This is a genomic window from Paenibacillus sp. EKM206P (assembly GCF_011066155.1).
GTDB lineage: Bacteria > Bacillota > Bacilli > Paenibacillales > Paenibacillaceae > Paenibacillus > Paenibacillus polymyxa_D.
Map to the genome: position 1 here is coordinate 575357 of NZ_JAAMNQ010000001.1, position 17501 is coordinate 592857.

Below are 17501 nucleotides of genomic sequence, written 5' to 3' on the forward strand. Positions count from 1 at the left end.
TTCACAATACATATCTACAAATCTATATATATAATTAAATTGGAGGCTTATACTTAAAATGAAAAAGGTTAACCCGTTACTTATTATCATTCTGGCTTTAGGCGTATTCGGCATTATTACAACGGAAATGGGAATTATAGGCGTTCTCCCTCAAGTAACCCAAAAATTCAATGTATCAGCTGCCCAGGCTGGTTGGCTCGTCAGTATTTTTTCTTTCGTTGTTGCCATTTCAGGTCCATTTTTGACCTTACTCGTTTCTGGTATGAATCGTAAAATCATTCTATTAATCGCTGTATTCAGTTTTGTCATTTCCAATATTGTCTATGCCTATACCACTCATTTTGAGGTCATGCTCATTTTTCGTGTTCTTCCCGCTATTTTTCATCCTGTCTTTTTTTCGGTCGCCCTCGTGACTGCAGCTCATCTGGTCCCCCCTGAAAAGAGTAGTAAAGCCGTCACCAAGGTTTTCGCTGGAATTACGGTAGGATTTGCGTTTGGCGTGCCTTTGACTTCCTATCTTGCTGAAAAGATATCGTTAGAAGCTGCCTTCTTATTTGGAGCTGTCGTAAGCATGATTGCATTTGTGGGAATACTCGTATGGCTTCCTTCCCTGCCAGTTCAGGAAAAGATGTCTTATGGCAAACAGCTTGGTATATTACGTAAACCTCAATTGTGGTTCAACATTGTGACTGTTATTTTTATCTTTGCAGCTATGTTTTCGGTGTATAGCTATTTTGCCGAATATCTTGGAGAAGTAACTCTGATGAACGGGTCATGGATCAGTATGATGTTGATGGTCTTTGGAATCGTCATGATTTTTGGGAATTTTTTATTCGGGGGATTATTACATAAAAATCTGACCAAGACCGTAATTATGTTCCCATTGCTATATACGGTCATTTACGTATTCACCTATGCTCTGGGTGCTTCTTTCCTACCGATGTTTGTGGTTGTGCTCACTTGGGGGGCCGTGCATTCTGGGGGGCTTATTATTAGTCAAACATGGTTAACCACGGAAGCGAAAGAAGCTCCAGAGTTTGGTAATAGCCTGTTTGTCTCATTTTCTAATCTAGGTATTACGATAGGGGCTGCTACGGGCGGGTGGTTTATCTCTCACTTGGGAATACACCAGCTCATCTGGAGCGGGCTGATGTTTGCATTACTAGCTTTTTTATCCATTATCATAAAAATAAAAATATTCAATTCGAATGCAGCGGAAGCCAACGTGCGTTAAAATATGGAGAGACATTAGAAGAGTACTCTACAAGATGACCATAAAATGATGCATGGGGTGATGTTGATTGCATATCGTATGGACTTCGATCTTAATGACATTCGTAATCGTTAGCGGGATCTTGGCGTTGCTCATCTGGGGAGTGATATCCTTAATCAAGCGCTTTCGCTAAACGCAATGAGGAGTAGACATCTCTATGTGTTGAACTTATATTATCCAATTGGGAGGAATAGATGAATATTCGAATGTACCACGATCTGGAGGCTCAATTGGAAGAAGAGATTTGGGAGCTTGGAGAGGATGCAGCTCATACACTCCCATTAGATAGCAACTTGGCTGTGGAAAAAGCACAGAAGGCTTGGGATCTAATACCCGAGCCTAAGCATAAATGGGGCATCACAGGTGTAACCTTGCATCAATACGTTCAAATTCTCAATTATAACGGGCATACTCAGCGATCAGTAGAGCTTTTAAATGAGGAGATTTTAGATTTGGAAGGTACAGGGCACCGGATTATACATGCTGAACCTTATATTCAGATGGCGGAAACACTTCTTCATCAGAGCAACCCTGTATTAGCTCATAAATATCTCAAGAAGGCATACTCGATTGGAAGTGCAAGAGCATTTCGGGACCAGCCCAAGCTTTATCTCAAAATGGCGAAAAGTAAAGCTCTGGATGAACAGGATATATTACTTCAATTTGCGGCGTTGGATGTGAACGCCAAACTTCTAAGCGATTTAAAGGATAATCAATAACCAATGTAATAATCTCATACAATCTGAGATAAAATGCTGATCTGGATACGACGGACTAATGGGCTTCAATATTATTTATGGGGAGGACCAATGCATTGAAATTAAAAGAAGTGCTTTTAGGCACCCACAGTTTCGAAGCGATAAAAGCTTTTTACGGCTCTCTCTTGGATTTGCAGGTTGTGGAGGAAGGTCCTTCGCGGTTGTCGTTTCAAGTAGGGGAATCGGTTCTTGCTTTTCAGGAATCCTCCCACATAGAAAATGAATTTTATCATATTGCGTTTACGATTCCAACGAATAAATTTATAGAAGCAAAACAGTGGGTCATCGACCGTGGGATTTCATTGATTTCAAGATCCGAAGAAGATGAGTTTTTTTTCGAAAACTGGAATGCAACAGCGCTTTACTTCTATGATCCGGATCATAACCTTGTCGAGTTCATCGCTCACCATACACTCGACAATGCAGTCACTGAAGCTTTCGGGCCCAACTCTCTACTTCATATAAGCGAGATCGGTCTTCCTGTCGATGATGTCCCTGAAGTATCTAGGATAATCACCGAAACGTTCCAACTTGATCCATGGGGAGGGGCTGGACAAAAGTTCGCGCCGCTAGGGAATGTAGAAGGATCATTTATAGTCATAGACAAGCAACGGCCTTGGTTTCCTGATGATAGGCTTCCGGCCGTATTTAATACCAGTGTCTTGTTTGAAGGTCCATACTCTGCCCGTCTTTCACTGCATAATGGTTTGTATGAATTGAGGTCAACCTGAGTTAAGGCTTCATCTCATCGCCATCACCCCCGGATTTCTGGAATAAAGCTTACGATAAGGGGGGAAACCCGGGGGCCATAATACATTCAGGAGAGAATATATGAATATTAGACTACTTAATTCAAATGAAAAATATCCAATAGATCTCTTGTTACTAGCTGATCCTTCGCGCCAACTTGTTGAGGAATATTTGAAAAGAGGGCAGTGTTATGTAGCAGAAATTGACAATCATATTGTTGGAGTCTATGTTCTTTTACCTACAAGACCTGAAACAGTTGAGTTAGTGAATATAGCAGTATCAGAAGATATGCATGGTAAAGGAATAGGCAGACTATTAGTGACACATGCCATTGAAACAGCTAGGGCACAAGGTTATAAAACGATGGAAATGGGCACAGGAAACTCTAGCATTGGGCAGTTAGCCCTCTACCAAAAATGCGGGTTTAGAATTGTAGGTGTAGATCTAGATTTCTTTATCAGACATAACTATCTAGAAGAAATTTATGAGAATGGCATACAGTGTAGAGATATGATTCGTATGTCTCAGGATTTATAGAGCTTAATTTTCTTTACAAACCCTTCAAAGGTATCTTAAGTAAGGTTCTGAAAGGTATATGATATTGTGCCAAAAGATGGTACAATGAATTGCGGAAAGGCTATACAATCATTGGATTGCAATAGTCCTTTTTTAATGAGTTGATATCCTACTAAGTTCCTGACAAGGGGTGGTTACTTTGTACAACACAACAACCACGATACTCACAGAGATAACAAAACATATGAAAGATCATGATTTAATCCTAAGTGATTTAGCTAGAAAAGCAGAAATGAATCCGGGCACCATGAGCAGTATTATTAATGGGAACCGCACACTTTCAGTCGATCAGTTAGATCGAATTACAAAAGCAATGGGGCTTCCCGTTGGCTATTACTACGAACGGTATGTGTCTGAGTATTTAACAGAGGCTAATCCGAATTGGCGTCGAATGAGTCCTTTTATACATAATTGTGCGAAATTAAATAAATTGGACTGCATTCATGATGTGGTTAATTTATTGATGGATAAACTAGGCTATTCAGAATCTTTATTTGAGCTTGCCGAAGAACTATTTCATGAAAAAATGTATCAAGCGGCAACCATACTTTATGAAAATGTGGCTGTAAGTGAGAAAAAGCAATATTCAGAACGTCTGGCTATGTGCCAGTACCGTTTGTTCCATACAAGGCAAGGAGATAATCAAGAGAAAAACTATGAAGCAGCCGTTCAATTTGAAATATACGTTGATCGACTAGATGAGATAGAACAGTTAGATGCATTAAAAGATCTGGCGAATACATACCGTTCGTTACGAAAATGGGACAAAGTAGAATTATTCGCTAAAGCTTTGGGAGACAAGGCAAAAATTCAATATAACATGGAGCAACAACGGCATCCTTCCAAAAAAGAAAATGCAAAGAAACCAAGCTTTCCTCTGTTTGCTTATTGGGCTTTTTCTCATTTACTTCGTGATGAAGTTTGCGAAGCACATAAAGATTATGAGAAAGCGCTTCAACATACGTACACATATGCTGACCTAAGTTGGGTGAAGGAAACTGATGACATTACCATGGAATGGAAAAGGCGATATGAAGAATGGGCTGAAGCCAACGCTTATGTAAATAAACTTCACGCTGGTGAAATTGGTGTTTTGAATGATTATGTAGCGTTTTTTTCTTCAAGGAAAGAAGAGACACTTCCCGGATTAGATAACGTAATTGAAGCTGCTAATCGATTTAATTTAAATGTTGATCATATTCTAAATCAATTTCAAACGGGAATTTTAGCTATGCGAGATAAACATGAGGGTGTAGGTGTCTACAATCAACAATTTATTATAGAACGTTATGCTCATTTTACATTTGAATTAGCGGTTTACTACTTTAATAAAAATAATTTTGCAGATGGATTTACTTTTTTATTAAGTTGTTTGGAAAAATCTACATTAGCAAACAATAAATCGTATATAATTAAATGTGTAAAGCTGTATGAATCCTATCTGGAGTATGCATCGTTTGAAACGAAGGCAGCATACAGAAATTTGATTAATAAGGTGGATGAGGATGGGACGTAAAGTGATGATAGCTTTCTTGGTAACAAGTTTTACACTAGCAGCGGTAATGGTTATCCCCCTTCAGTATCAAGACAAAGGATCTACTTACGAGCCGACTGGAAAACACGGAGGAATGTGAGAATAAAAAGGTCTCAAGTTCAAGGTCACAGTAGAACCTAGAAAATCACCATTATTAAGTGGTTAGACGGAATGATCCGTCTAGCCTTTTTATTTTGCTGTATATCAGCAATATGAGGAAATCTTCTTTTGAGGAATATATGTAAAAAGTGCAAAAATGTAATGTGTGTTATTGTACACAACTGAAGGGTGTATGGCTTTGTTCTAAAAGACGATACAATTATGGGTGATAAAGTGATTTTTACTAACCATTTCTCTATTACATCGTTTAACTGCATATTATATGTTGAGTTTATGTTGAAAGGGTGGTTTATCTATGGAGATCACACCTACGATTAGAGCAGAAGTACAAACCTATCTGATACGGAAAAGCTTAACCATGACCGAGTTTGGTCACATGATTGATTTGAACGTAGGTACAGTTAGTGGCATTGTGACGGGCAACCGGTCTATTTCTGTTCACCAGCTAGATCGCATCACTATGGGAATGGATTTACCACCGGATTATTTTTATGAACGTTATATTGATGAATGTATTGAGGAAGAACCGCTCAACTGGCGAAGAATCAGCCCTTTTTTGTACCGGTGCGCGGAGTTAGGGCGACTTGATTGCTTGCGAAGAGTTGTAGGTATGTTGCTAGATAATCCTGTTTATCTTCCTTCACTTTTTGAAGTGGCCGAGGATTCTTATAAAAAAGGTTATACTGAAGCAGCGGCGTTCCTTTATGAAAATGTAGCAGAAGGGGAAAAGTATCAGTATTCAGAACGCTTGGCAGTTTGCCAGTATCGATTGTTTACGATTCGTATTAGAGACGATCAAGAGAAAAACTATGATGCAGCCGTTCAATTTGAGCCTTACATTGAACGGTTAGATGAGGTAGATCAGTTAGAGGCATTAAAAGACTTGGCGAATACATACCGTTCGTTACGAAAATGGGATAAAGTAGAACTATTCGCCAAAGCTCTGGAGATTAAAGCAGATATTCAATATAAGTTAGACCAAGCTCATGACGTAAAAAAAGAGAACTTGAAGAAACCTGTTTCTCCACCTTTTGCTTACTGGGCGTTTTCTCATCTGCTTCGTGCTGAAGTTTGTGAAGCACGTAAAGATTATGAAAAGGCACTTCAACATACGTACAAATATGCTGATTTAAGTTGGGTGAAGGAAACCGATGAAGTCACCTTTAAATGGAAAAGGCGGTATGAAGAGTGGTCTGAAGCCAACGCTTATGTAAATAAACTTCACGCTGGTGAAATTAGTGTTTTGGATGATTATGTAGCGTCCTTTTCTTCCAGGAGTGAAGAGATACTTCCTGGATTAGATAATATAATTGAAGCTGCAAATCGATTTCGTTTAGATATTGATCATATTCTAAAGCAATTTGAAAAGGAAATCTTCACGTTGCTGGATAAGCCTGAGTGTATGGGGGTGTACAATCAACAATTTACTACAGAACGTTTTACTCATTTTTTAAGGGAATTGGCGATCTATCTTTTGCGCAAGGGGAGGTTTTCAGAAGGCTTCGCATTTTTGTTTAGCTGTTTGGAAAAGTCTGCTGAATCTAATAATAGAATACAAGCAATCAGATGTATGAGGTTGTTTACACATTTTAAAGAACATGCATCTGCTCACACGAAGGAAGTCTATGGAAATCTGATTAAAGCGGTCAACGAAGATGAAGAGTAAGCTGATCCCACCATTCCAGTTTATGTTAGTAGCAGTGAAGGCACCTCCTATTGAGCATTGAGAGAATGGCTCGAATTACAGACCAACGGGTCACCACGTGGCAGTCTGAGAATAAAATGCTCTCAAGTTCAAAATCACAGCCATTAGAAGGAGTAATAGGATGAAGATAGATAAAATAAATGATACCTACTATGCTGGATTTGAAGGAGAACCAGAAATAAGATTGATTTATACAAATTCAGATAAATGCTATGTATTGAAGATATGGAATGGATACTTTGATACATTAATGGATTGTTTGGTTCAACTAGAATCTGCACAAAGTAATATACTAAGTGAATATTATGCCCACGAAGGCTGGTATGAGGAAAGTCCATGGGAAGTGGAAAATATTAGAGAGACCCTACAATTGTTTGATTCATTTGATATTAAATATTTGACCGAGGAAGAAGCGAAAAGTTTGACTAATATATTACCTGTACTTCCTGATCTTAAGAACGATATAATTATATTGTTACAGAAAGCCGTCAATGGAAACGGCAATGTGTTCATTGAGTATGATTAATATTTTATAAGCTTGCTCCTTTAACAATAAAATGGGAGCAAGCTTTTTTGCATAGTTAGTCAATTAAATAAAGGGTCGATAAAGAAAAGGAGCTATTGCGATGGGTTGGCTTCTTTTGTTTTGGGATTTTTCTGGGAAATCTACTTATTTCCTTTTATACATAAAAAAACGATTGTATACACCACTCCAGCAATGAGGCTTAGTATAAACGAGATTGATAAAGCTCTGAAAATAAAAGTAGAAGTGGGTACTGTATAAAATTCAAACATACCGTTGATTGAAGAACTCATTGTTGTTGGCCCTTTAATAAAGGAATAATAAATTCCTACACAAAAACCGTAAGACAAATACTTAATTAGATTTTTTTCAAATTTACTCATTTACTAGCCTCCAATAATGTTTATGGAAAAGGTGAAATTTGTACTATGAAGCCATTCAAAGTTATATAGGAAAAGCCTTTAAATATAGCGTCCTAGAATTATATAGTAAGGATGTTTATTGATATTATGTCAATTATATTATTATAAATCAAAAAAAGTAATAATGATATAATCAATACTTGATCACTATCATATGGATAGAACAGCTAAAACTGACTTAGGCATCATCTAACAGCGTTATACACTACTTTAGACATAATAAATCTGTTTATTTCAGTTCAAATGTCACATGGATTAAAAGGAAATAACAGGATAGCAGATGGATTTCCCTAAATCACCCCTTCTGATAAGATTATTTCCATCAAAATTAAAGTGGGCGTGGTAGAATGGGGAGAATATTAGTTCCACCTGACAAATTGATGGAAGTGGCTGATCAGTTCTTACACAGAAAGCATGAAATGGAACGTATGCTGAATTTTTTGAGTGGACGAATTGATTTTGTCCAACAAGGCTGGTCTGGGGCTACCCAAGAGAGATTTTTTCAGGAGTTTCAGGTTTCTCGACAATCCATGAGTGTGACGATTGAACGACTATCGACAGTAGCACAAGAACTTATTTTTATTTCAAAAAACTTTGCAAAGGTGGACGGGGAAAAAATCGTACTGGATGTGCCGTGGCTCGGAGCCCCTGTTAAAAAAGCATCCACAGGTGAAGGTTGGTTACATAAAATTTTTGAACAGATTGGACAAGCTGAGATCACTAAGGCTGAGGCTCAAATGGAAGCTAGCAAACTTCAAGGAGAAATCCTTTGGGATACTGCACAGGGAGCAAAAGGAGCTATTCAGGGGAATTTGACAGTGGGGATATGGCCTGATAAAGAACGGAATTATGATCATCCCATGGCAGCTAAAGTAGGAGAAATTCTCGGAAATGTAGCTACAACATTGCAAGGGGCAGGTGAGGTAGTAGCTGGAATAGGTGGAGAAGGATTATCCGTTGCTGTTTCATCTACAGGTGTAGGGAGTATCATTGGGGTACCCGGATTAATTGGATCGGCAGCTTTGGCGGCGCATGGAGCTACAACTGCGGTTAAAAGTGCAAAAGGAGCAGGGGAAAGCTCAGCAGAATTGTGGCAGATGGCGAAAGGAGAAGGTGGAGGCTCATCAAAATCCACTCCTTCTTCGGGAGCTAAGGCAGAAAAGGCACCGCATGTCGTCGAGGGAACCCACAATTACAATAGGGGTAGCATAATTAAGGAAGGAAATAAGACGAAATATACAAACCCTGCTGGCAATGAACTGACATGGGTTGATCAACATCCCAAAAATATTAACCGTGATATTGAAAACTTTATGAATAGCTCAGATGTAGGAAAGGCAACTGAAGCAAAAGTAGCTGGCTTTTTAAAAGAAGAACGTGAAGTCACTGGTTTTGGGCAAAAAATATTAAAGAAAGATGGTCAATTTGCAGGTGATTTAGATGTGGTTACAAAAAATGAATTAATTGAGGTAAAGGCTTCGATCAAAGCAGTTAAAGAAGGACAACTTGAGAAAATGACAATTACTACTGATAAGCTTTATTTTAATCCAGAACAGAAGAAAGTTATACTTTATATTGATAAGCCTTTGGGCAATCTATCTCAAAGTAATATAGAAAAATTAGATAATATCAAGAAGCTAGGAGTAACTGTTGTAAATTCCTTGGAGGAATTAAGAAAGGTGGTTAAGTGATGGGGAGTTCGGCTTTTATTTTAATAGAACGAGAAAAATATACACCTGAGAAATTACTAGGAGATGCAATCGTAGCTGCCTTTCATGCAGATGCTGGATTATATTTTGACAATGATAAAAAATATAAGAACGAACAGTTTTTTTCAACAACTCTAAATATATCTTATAACCCACTAGGTGCTGAAAATAACCAGCAGTTTATATTCTATATTGATGGAATTTATAATTACGAAATTAATTATGAGCATGATGAGGATATTAGTGGATTAGATTCAAGCTTGTCCTTGTATCAAGTAGGATGTATTGAAGATGTTTATGGTGTTGAAGAGCTGATTTTTCGATTTATATATGAATATCTCAAGCTAAATCCTACTGACTATTTTTGGATTCCTGATTACGATTGGGTCTACAGTTGGGAAGATATGCAGAAGTTCAGATCTCTGCCCTATGATCCAAACTGGTGCTATAAAAATCCTAAATCAATATAATTCACAACGATTAATGAATATCTATAAGCTTGCTCCTTTAACAATAAAATGGGAGTAAGCTTTTTTCATAGTAATTTATCTGATAAAGAAGATAATTTGCATGCACCTAAGAATTAAGAGGCGGGTTTAAACAGGAGAGTCTCCAATCAGGCTACTAACTTAGCGATATGGGTAAAGTATACGGAAGGTGCGTGAATGTTATGAAGTATGATACATTCTTAAAATTATGGGAAGAACAAAATAGTCTAATGAGACTATTGTTCTGTGAAAATAAAGTGTTAGACTGAAAAACAAAGCATTAGACCGTGAAAAATAAAGTTGTAGACTGGCAGCCGGCATTAGCCAACGGGCAGGATAACGCAACCATCAGATGGACTTATGGTTCTCATTTGATACAATTTATCCCAGAAGTATCTTCGAGGGTTAATGAAAAGCAGCGGTGATGAACTAATAGGAGACCAACACAAAAAAGTGGTAGTTTATGGATATGCAATAGTCTACTATAGGATCTTATTCTCGGTTCGTCTGAACCGATTGTAACGGAGATTCATGAAGTGCCTGGAGAGATGGAAATAAAAGTGTTGTCTGACAATGGACAGAGCGGGATTGGAAGAGCGGAAGTGAAGTGGCAAAGCCCGTAAGCGTAGGTCACAGCTCATAATACGAACGGAGAACTATAGCTTAACCAAGAAATTACTGGAAAATGCGGAGGGTAATTTGGATCGTAATTCGCTGGAATCGAGCGGAGATTCACTTCGCAGACAACTGGTGGCACTACGCGCCGAATGGAACTTGGTACTAAAAGGAGGGGCAGGACACATGCAAGAAGAACAGGAAATATTCGCGGGCGACGGATATAACAGATCGTACGCAATGGCTACGGGTATGCCGATTTTGAATCTTAGGGGTAGCATACCGCGTGAAAGTAACGGCCAACTACCGTTTCCGTGGGTGACAACGGGCATCAGGATTGATAAAGAACAGATGTTGGAAACCGTTATGAAGCAAAAGACACTCGAGTATTTGTTTAATATGCAATTCAGTAAGGAGGAAATGACCGACCGCAATTTGGTTGTAGGCTGTTATGAATACAGGAATCCGAATGACAAGGAACAAATAATGCTATATGCGCTGGTTTCGTTGAAGGAATTTCTCGCGAGATACGGCGATGAACGGGCATTGGAGATTCTGATGCGAGTTGGCTGCACATACGAGAAGATTATGGAGGAATGTGATGAAGCCATTAAAGAACACTTTGCAGTGTTGCGCCGGTCACTTCATTTAAAGAATTTGAGGGACAAATATGATGTCGTTTACGAGTGGAGTGAAGAGGAAGGGGTAAAGACGTACATAATCAGATACACCAAATCGAGTTATACGAAGATTAAAGCTAAATCATTCGAAGAGTTGACCAAACTCTATGATGAGCAACGGAAGAAGGATGCAAAGAAGACGTTCGCGACTCTGGAGCCGTTAGAAGCATTCATGCAAGCATAAGAAAACCGCCCCTTTACGGGGTGGTTATTCAACATTTCATTGAACGAAGATTCGAGGAATATCCAGCGATAGAGAGGATTCTCGACAGTCGCATCGGAAAGTGCTGACCCGTACGCCAGATATGGTCGAATGGGGACTGATGGAAGACGTTGATCCAGCCGATTATTTCGGCAAAACCAATAGAGGTAGAACGATTTAAGGCGATTGGAAGCCTAGCGATTCAGGGAGAATTTATCGCCTCGGTGTTTCTTACTGACGGTAAGCCGATCGGCAGCACCGAAACGGTTGTAGATATATCGCATGAAATAATTTAGCACCACTTGTTACGCTAACAGAGAACGTTAGTTCAATAAACCAGCGGCAGTCTAGGACTTTATTTTCAGGTCCTTGACTGCCGCTGGTTTTATATTTGGGTCAGTCTAAAACTTATTATTCCAAGTCTGACGATTTAGCAATTCAGAATCAGCTTAGGACCAACAAATCCAGTCTAAATCTTTATTTTCATCGGACAACTATTAGAGAGGAGGGATTTAAGAATCGGAAAATTCTTTATCATGGATTTGATAAGAAGTATTTTCGGTTATTTTCATTGTGGGCTGGGACTTGCAAAAATATTGGAGGCTTATAGCATAAACAAAGAGGAGGTGCATGAAATCACCATGATACACATGGAACCTATTCAAGTGGGTGAGCATACATTTATCGGAGTCGAGGTCAAACTGCCTAAAACAACGCTGTTAACGATCTCTAACTCCCGTGGTTACATCATGTGTGGTGCGTCTAAGATGCGGCTATTTCAGGGGATATAAAATTTTCTTTATTTAAGCCTTAAAGTCAAGCAGGACAAGCTTTCATAGCAGTTTTCAATTTACTGATCTTTACTGATTCATTCTATTGAAATCTTATAAATGACTGAATTTTGTGACCTCTTGGAGGAGGACAAGCATGTGACTGTGCATTGCATTTCCGTTATAATCCTTCAAAGAATAATTATACGCCCCATCATCTACTCCTTTAATGGGGGCTTAGCTACGCTGAATAATTTTATCTTGCTCTTTTAAAATACCTTGCATTGGTTTCGTCCTTAAAAATAACTTGTGTACTAACTAAGGGAGCTTTACCTATTTGAGTTTTAACTGAATAAATTTCAGATGGTTTGTATCCTTGAATTTTTACAAGATAATCGAATACTTTATTTTGAGTATCACTTTTAGCGTAACTACTAAGCATCCAAACGCTTGCGAATATCATTACTATAAAGATTGCTATTCCATATTTTCTCATAACTATCTCCTTTGTTGGAGCAAGCTAAAGTGGCGCTACCAATGACGTAATATTTGCTTCGAACCGTTACTTAAGAAAAGGAGCCGTTGCGATTTGGACAGCTTCTTTTGCTTTGGAGTTATTCAAAGAATCTACTTATTTCCTCTTATACACAAAAAAGTAATTGTATACACTACTCCAGCAAAGAGGCTTAGTAGAAACGAGGTTGATAATGTTCTAAAAATAAAAGTAGAAGTGGGTACCGTATAAAATTCAAACATACCGTTGATCGGAGTACTCGTTGTTGTTGGCCCTTTAATAAAGGAATAGTATATTCCTACAATAAAACCGTAAGACAAATACTTAATTAGATTTTTTTCAAATTTACTCATTTGTGAGCCTCCAATAATGTTTTTGGAAAAGTAGAATTCTTGTACTATGAAGCCATTCAAATTAGTATAGGAAAAGCCTAGTATTAAAAAAAATCTTTGTTAAGCTAACGGGAAACGTTAGTTGAAATCTGTTCATTGAGAGGAATGTTACATGAATGAAAAACAAAGTTTGAAGATTATTGTTACCATTTAGCTGGTATTAGATCTGGAAGAGAAGAATTATGGGTTTTTCTTGGTTTTAGGCAACACTTCGACTGCTATCTCAGCCCATTTGACAGAGCCGTACGGTGAACTACCTCCCACAAATACATCTGGACTTAGAATATTGACCAGATAAGTGCCAGGTTTTTGAATAACGACAGAACCGCTAAAGAATTTATCCTGTTTGAGGGGGATAACGGTCTTTTTTTCAACTTCAACAAAATCACCGTTCTGAAATGCTGCCACTCCAAAAGAAACTTCATTGCTTTCCAGATACGTAGCTGTCACGACTCCAGCAATTGCTATTGGGTCTCCAGCCTGTACACGGAGGTACCCCTGTGTCGGCTTGGTGAAGCGGATGTCATGCTCGTTCTCGGGATGGTTGTATCTAATAGGGACGGAGGACGGGTTTAATACTTTGCGATGCACCATAATCTTAACAGATCCTTTATCATTAGTGGTAATTTCCAACGGATTTGGACCGGGACGAAGCTCAACTGAATATTCAATCCGCCGAAATGTTTGCCCATTTATTATAATCGGCTTTCCAATGCTTTTTTCTTTTCCCTTAAACGTGCTAATGCTACCTCCAATGGAACTTGTCATGCCACCGTGCCCTGTATTTACCATAAGATAAGCATGCCCGAACTCTTTTTGTACTAATGCACTAAAAGTGATTTTTTCCTTATCCGTTGTATACGTTGGATGAAGCGCTTTAACTACTTTGTCGTTCCAGACCCAGTGCATGACTCCATTACTCCATGTATAATTTATTCCCATCTTAGGCAGAAGTGACGCTGGAATATACAATTGATCGTTTTTCATAAACGTTTTAGGGATTGGCTCATCCAGCGCTGTCATGGTTCCGTCTTCGTATCTGAAAATCTTTGCTTGGTTAGGCATCAACCGAAATGAGGAAAAAGGTACCGAGTTCTCAGTGTCAAACTCCGCCCACGTGCTGCCTGTCTTTGCATCCCACTTGGTGGTTGCCAAGTGAGCTGTTTCCAGCCATTTGAACGGGAAATACAAGTGATTATTTTTCTTCAGCAGGGGAGCGGTCTTTATGGAGACGGAATCCAGCGATAAAGAAGATTTGTTTAATTCGGCAGTCAGTTGGTGCGGAACCAGATAGAACACAGCCGCATCCTCTACTACAACGGGAAGATTGGAATTTGAATTCTCCGCATAACTCAGAGGCGCTAGAAGCAGGCCAGAAATAAGAAGGCAGGAAGATACAAGTAGAGAAACAAAAATTCGTCTCATTGAATAAACACCCAGTTTCATTTTTTTATCATATATACCAGAAAAACGAAAAAAAGTTGCGTATATATAGTCTTTTACTCTGACCATTAGCCTTTTTGAATAACTTAGTTCTTTCATTCAACTGCTTTCTTATTTTGTTTTATGACAAGCTTTATGATACTTCGACACGACTTTTACTATAAGATAAAAAAGACTAATTTACTTTGGAGGTGTCTTTTTGGAGTTATTTCTATTTATACTTAACATTTTAGTTATCCTCCTTTCTATTGCTGGCGGAGTGCTTTTAATTGGATTAGTGTACAGAGGATATGTACTGCTAGGTTTACTTATTGCTGAGAAAAAGAGAAGAATAACGGATCAATCTCAAAATCAGGCTTGACTATTAGCCCAACATCCGATGGCGGTTACATTCTATAGAATGGCTGCTTTATAGCGGATACGCTTGTTGCCATTGGCATATAAATCCCTCCTCAAAATGAGTGCAAAAAAGCCGCCATAGCTTTGGCGGCCGTGATTGGTAGGTATGTTTATACCGATTATAAAATTGAGGAATCCAAGCGGACGTCCGAAGTCAACACAGAGTCAATGCTCATCCTCGAAAAAGCTACGCTGCATCAAAACTTTGACAGTTTGAATATAGGCCTCAAAATCTTGCGAATCCCAAAAGCAAATACAGTCATAGCGGTCCATGAGCTGCGCATATTCTGGATGTATTGATCGTTGATTATATAAGTCCGAGTGGAAGTAGGGCTCTTCAGACCGAACTCTTCCCACTCCGCCGGATCATTCGAACCTCCGAGCCTTACAAGCATATTCGCCGACTCGCTATTTACTTTAGCTGGAATTTGTTCGTATGCTTGGGTGATTTGTGCATGAAATTCGTCGATCGGATTGCCGCTGACAAGGCTTTCCAAGTGGATGCCTTCACGAAGGTAAGAAACGTATGCTAGATGGTCGGCCCAGAACTTGTCAATATAAAAAAGCCGTACGCGTTGCTCCAAAGGACTCATCAGCTTCTTGCCTTTTAAAATTGCGAGCCGCTCCTCGTATAGAATTCGTCGCTGTTCCTCTACCATATCCGAATAACGGTTTAGTTCTTGATGGATATCGAAGTTCTGGCCCATAATAACGCGCTGAATATGCGCGATTTTGCTGCGTAGCACCGGGTCTTCGAGAGTCTCATCCTGCCTGTGGGCGCGAATCGCTTTATCGATGCCGAATCGAAGTAACAACTCGTCCTCTAAGCTTACGAAAAATACGGAAGCTCCAGGGTCGCCTTGGCGCCCAGAACGCCCGCGCAGTTGGTCGTCGATCCGCACGCTTTCGTGCACATGCGTACCAATCACGTACAACCCACCCAGCTTGGCGACAACTTCTGCTTGCGTAGGGTTGCCACCGCCGATCCGAATGTCGACGCCGCGTCCCGCCATATTCGTAGACACCGTCACGGCGCCGATTTCTCCCGCTTTGGCAATGACCTCGGCTTCTTCTGCGTCGTTTTTCGCATTCAGGATATGGCAAGGTACGTCGGCAACCGCTAGCGCCTTTGCCAGCATGTCCGACTCCTCCACGCTTGACGTACCAATGAGAATTGGGCGTCCCGTCGCATGTACGGACGAGATTTCTTGTACAAGCGCCTTAAGCTTGGCTTCTTTATGTGTATAAATTCGGTGCGGATGGTCGATCCGTATGTTTGGCCGGTTCGGCGGAATTTGCACGACCTGCAGTGCATAAATCTCTTTGAATTCCATGGCGGAAGCGTACGCGGTAGCCGTCATTCCGCAAATTTTTGGATACAGGCTAATGAAGTGTTGAAGGGTGATCGTCCCGAGAATTTTCCCGCCGACTTTCGAGTGCAGCCCTTCTTTGGCTGCAAGCGCGGCTTGCAGTCCTTCTGGCAAATGCCTATTCTCCGCCACGCGGCCGGTATATTCGTCGATCAGCTCGATTTTCCCGTCCCGGACGATGTAATCGACGTCTTTTTTCAATAACGTTTCCGCATACAACGCGCAATTTAACGACGACAACAAATGACTATTATGGCTTTCGTACAAATTGCCGCACCCCAGCAGCGCCTCCGCTTTCGCAGCGCCCGCCTCATTCAAATAAACGTTCCGCTTGAACTCGTCGAAGTCGTAATACTTATCTTGCTCGAGCTGCCTAGTCACATCTGCGAAACGAATTACGTCGTTGCCGGAAGAATCCGGCTCGCCAGCGATGACTAGCGGCACCCGAGCTTCGTCGAGAAGCAGTGAATCCGCTTCGTCGACGATGACGTAGTGGAAAGGACGATGCACGGTATCGGCTTCGCTTAGTGTGATCGTGTCGCGCAAATAATCGAATCCCGCTTCTTTGGCCGTCACATAGGTTATATCCGCGGCGTACGCTTCTCGTTTCTCGGACAAGCTCATGCCCGCTTGAACCGATTTTACCGTTAACCCGAGGAAACGATAGATCGGACCCATCCACTCCGCATCCCGATTTGCCAAATAATCGTTAAAAGTGAGCACATGAACGCCTTCGCCGGTCAGCGCATTTAGATAAGCAGGCATAACAGCAGAGAGCGTTTTTCCTTCGCCGGTATGTTGCTCGATCACAAATCTCTCGTGCAGAGCGATGGCAGCCATAATCTGAACATCGTAAGGCTGTAATCCGAGCTTTCGCTTCGCTGCCTCGCAGACTAGCGCATAGGCATCGACAAGCAGTTCGTCCAAAGGCGTACCCGATTCTGCTTCCTTTTTCAGCCGGAGAGATTCCGCTTTCAGCCGCTGATCGTCCCATGCTTCCAAATTCCGTTTCCTAATGAGCTCCGCTTTGTCCCGATAGCCTTTCAGCTTATTCTGAGTATCGCGGTCTTTGAATTTTTGCATCAACTTGACGGCTAAATTCATTGGAATTTGATCCCTCCTCGCTAGAAACACGCAATTCTAATAGTGGCTAAAGTATAATCAAACTCTATAACAATAGCAAAGTTTGGAATAAAAAAAATATATGGAAATGTCAAGGGTCAGCTTGATAGTTGGGTATTCAACTAAAGCCTATGAA

At 40.2% G+C, this 17501-nt stretch carries 14 protein-coding genes and 1 pseudogene; 11 read left to right on the forward strand and 4 right to left on the reverse strand.

All coding sequences use genetic code 11. The features are described 5' to 3' along the window. Positions 1-58: 58 nt before the first annotated feature. The 7 genes from G9G53_RS02770 to G9G53_RS02800 all read left to right on the forward strand — a co-directional run bounded on the left by G9G53_RS02770 (position 59) and on the right by G9G53_RS02800 (position 7242). Positions 59-1234, forward strand: a complete 1176-nt coding sequence (locus G9G53_RS02770; protein WP_029516559.1) for an MFS transporter — start codon at positions 59-61, stop codon at positions 1232-1234. Between the two features lie 233 nt (positions 1235-1467). Further along, entirely contained in the window at positions 1468-1992 is a 525-nt protein-coding gene (locus tag G9G53_RS02775) for a hypothetical protein (RefSeq protein WP_029516560.1), read from the forward strand. 95 nt (positions 1993-2087) lie between these two features. Continuing rightward, entirely contained in the window at positions 2088-2762 is a 675-nt protein-coding gene (locus tag G9G53_RS02780) for a VOC family protein (RefSeq protein ID WP_029516561.1), read from the forward strand. A gap of 100 nt (positions 2763-2862) precedes the next feature. Beyond that, a complete protein-coding gene (locus tag G9G53_RS02785) occupies positions 2863-3318 on the forward strand; it encodes a GNAT family N-acetyltransferase (RefSeq protein WP_029516562.1) in 456 nt (151 codons plus the stop codon). Between the two features lie 223 nt (positions 3319-3541). Continuing rightward, positions 3542-4873: a helix-turn-helix domain-containing protein gene (locus tag G9G53_RS02790; RefSeq protein WP_165145407.1), complete on the forward strand. Its 1332-nt coding sequence runs from the start codon at positions 3542-3544 to the stop codon at positions 4871-4873. Positions 4874-5306: 433 nt separating this feature from the next. After that, positions 5307-6677, forward strand: coding sequence for a transcriptional regulator (locus G9G53_RS02795; RefSeq protein WP_165145167.1), 1371 nt, complete (start codon positions 5307-5309; stop codon positions 6675-6677). Positions 6678-6837: 160 nt separating this feature from the next. Continuing rightward, positions 6838-7242, forward strand: a complete 405-nt coding sequence (locus G9G53_RS02800; protein ID WP_165145170.1) for a hypothetical protein — start codon at positions 6838-6840, stop codon at positions 7240-7242. 140 nt (positions 7243-7382) lie between these two features. Here the strand turns inward: G9G53_RS02800 and G9G53_RS02805 are convergent, their stop codons facing one another. Beyond that, complete coding sequence (locus G9G53_RS02805; RefSeq protein ID WP_165145173.1) at positions 7383-7622, reverse strand: hypothetical protein; 240 nt, start codon at positions 7620-7622, stop codon at positions 7383-7385. Positions 7623-8008: 386 nt separating this feature from the next. Here G9G53_RS02805 and G9G53_RS02810 point away from each other — a divergent pair, with 386 nt between their 5' ends. The 4 genes and pseudogenes from G9G53_RS02810 to G9G53_RS26800 all read left to right on the forward strand — a co-directional run. Continuing rightward, on the forward strand, positions 8009-9352 hold the full coding sequence (locus tag G9G53_RS02810; protein WP_029516566.1) for a WXG100 family type VII secretion target: 1344 nt from the start codon (positions 8009-8011) through the stop codon (positions 9350-9352). Continuing rightward, positions 9352-9840, forward strand: a complete 489-nt coding sequence (locus G9G53_RS02815; protein WP_029516567.1) for a hypothetical protein — start codon at positions 9352-9354, stop codon at positions 9838-9840. The genes G9G53_RS02810 and G9G53_RS02815 overlap by 1 nt, the downstream gene beginning before the upstream one ends. A 717-nt stretch (positions 9841-10557) precedes the next feature. After that, the gene (locus G9G53_RS02820; RefSeq protein WP_230584964.1) at positions 10558-11337 is read left to right on the forward strand and encodes a hypothetical protein; all 780 of its coding nucleotides are present in this window, start codon (positions 10558-10560) and stop codon (positions 11335-11337) included. Between the two features lie 659 nt (positions 11338-11996). Beyond that, positions 11997-12116 (forward strand): annotated as a pseudogene (locus G9G53_RS26800) (DUF1805 domain-containing protein); the annotation flags it as partial. A gap of 265 nt (positions 12117-12381) precedes the next feature. Here G9G53_RS26800 and G9G53_RS02830 read toward each other — a convergent pair. The 3 genes from G9G53_RS02830 to G9G53_RS02840 form a co-directional block, all read right to left on the reverse strand. Continuing rightward, a complete protein-coding gene (locus tag G9G53_RS02830; RefSeq protein ID WP_230584966.1) occupies positions 12382-12621 on the reverse strand; it encodes a DUF3139 domain-containing protein in 240 nt (79 codons plus the stop codon). A 590-nt stretch (positions 12622-13211) separates the two neighbouring features. Next, complete coding sequence (locus G9G53_RS02835; RefSeq protein WP_029516570.1) at positions 13212-14456, reverse strand: hypothetical protein; 1245 nt, start codon at positions 14454-14456, stop codon at positions 13212-13214. Between the two features lie 614 nt (positions 14457-15070). Then, on the reverse strand, positions 15071-17347 hold the full coding sequence (locus G9G53_RS02840) for a preprotein translocase subunit SecA (protein WP_029516571.1): 2277 nt from the start codon (positions 17345-17347) through the stop codon (positions 15071-15073). Between the last annotated feature and the right edge of the window lie 154 nt (positions 17348-17501).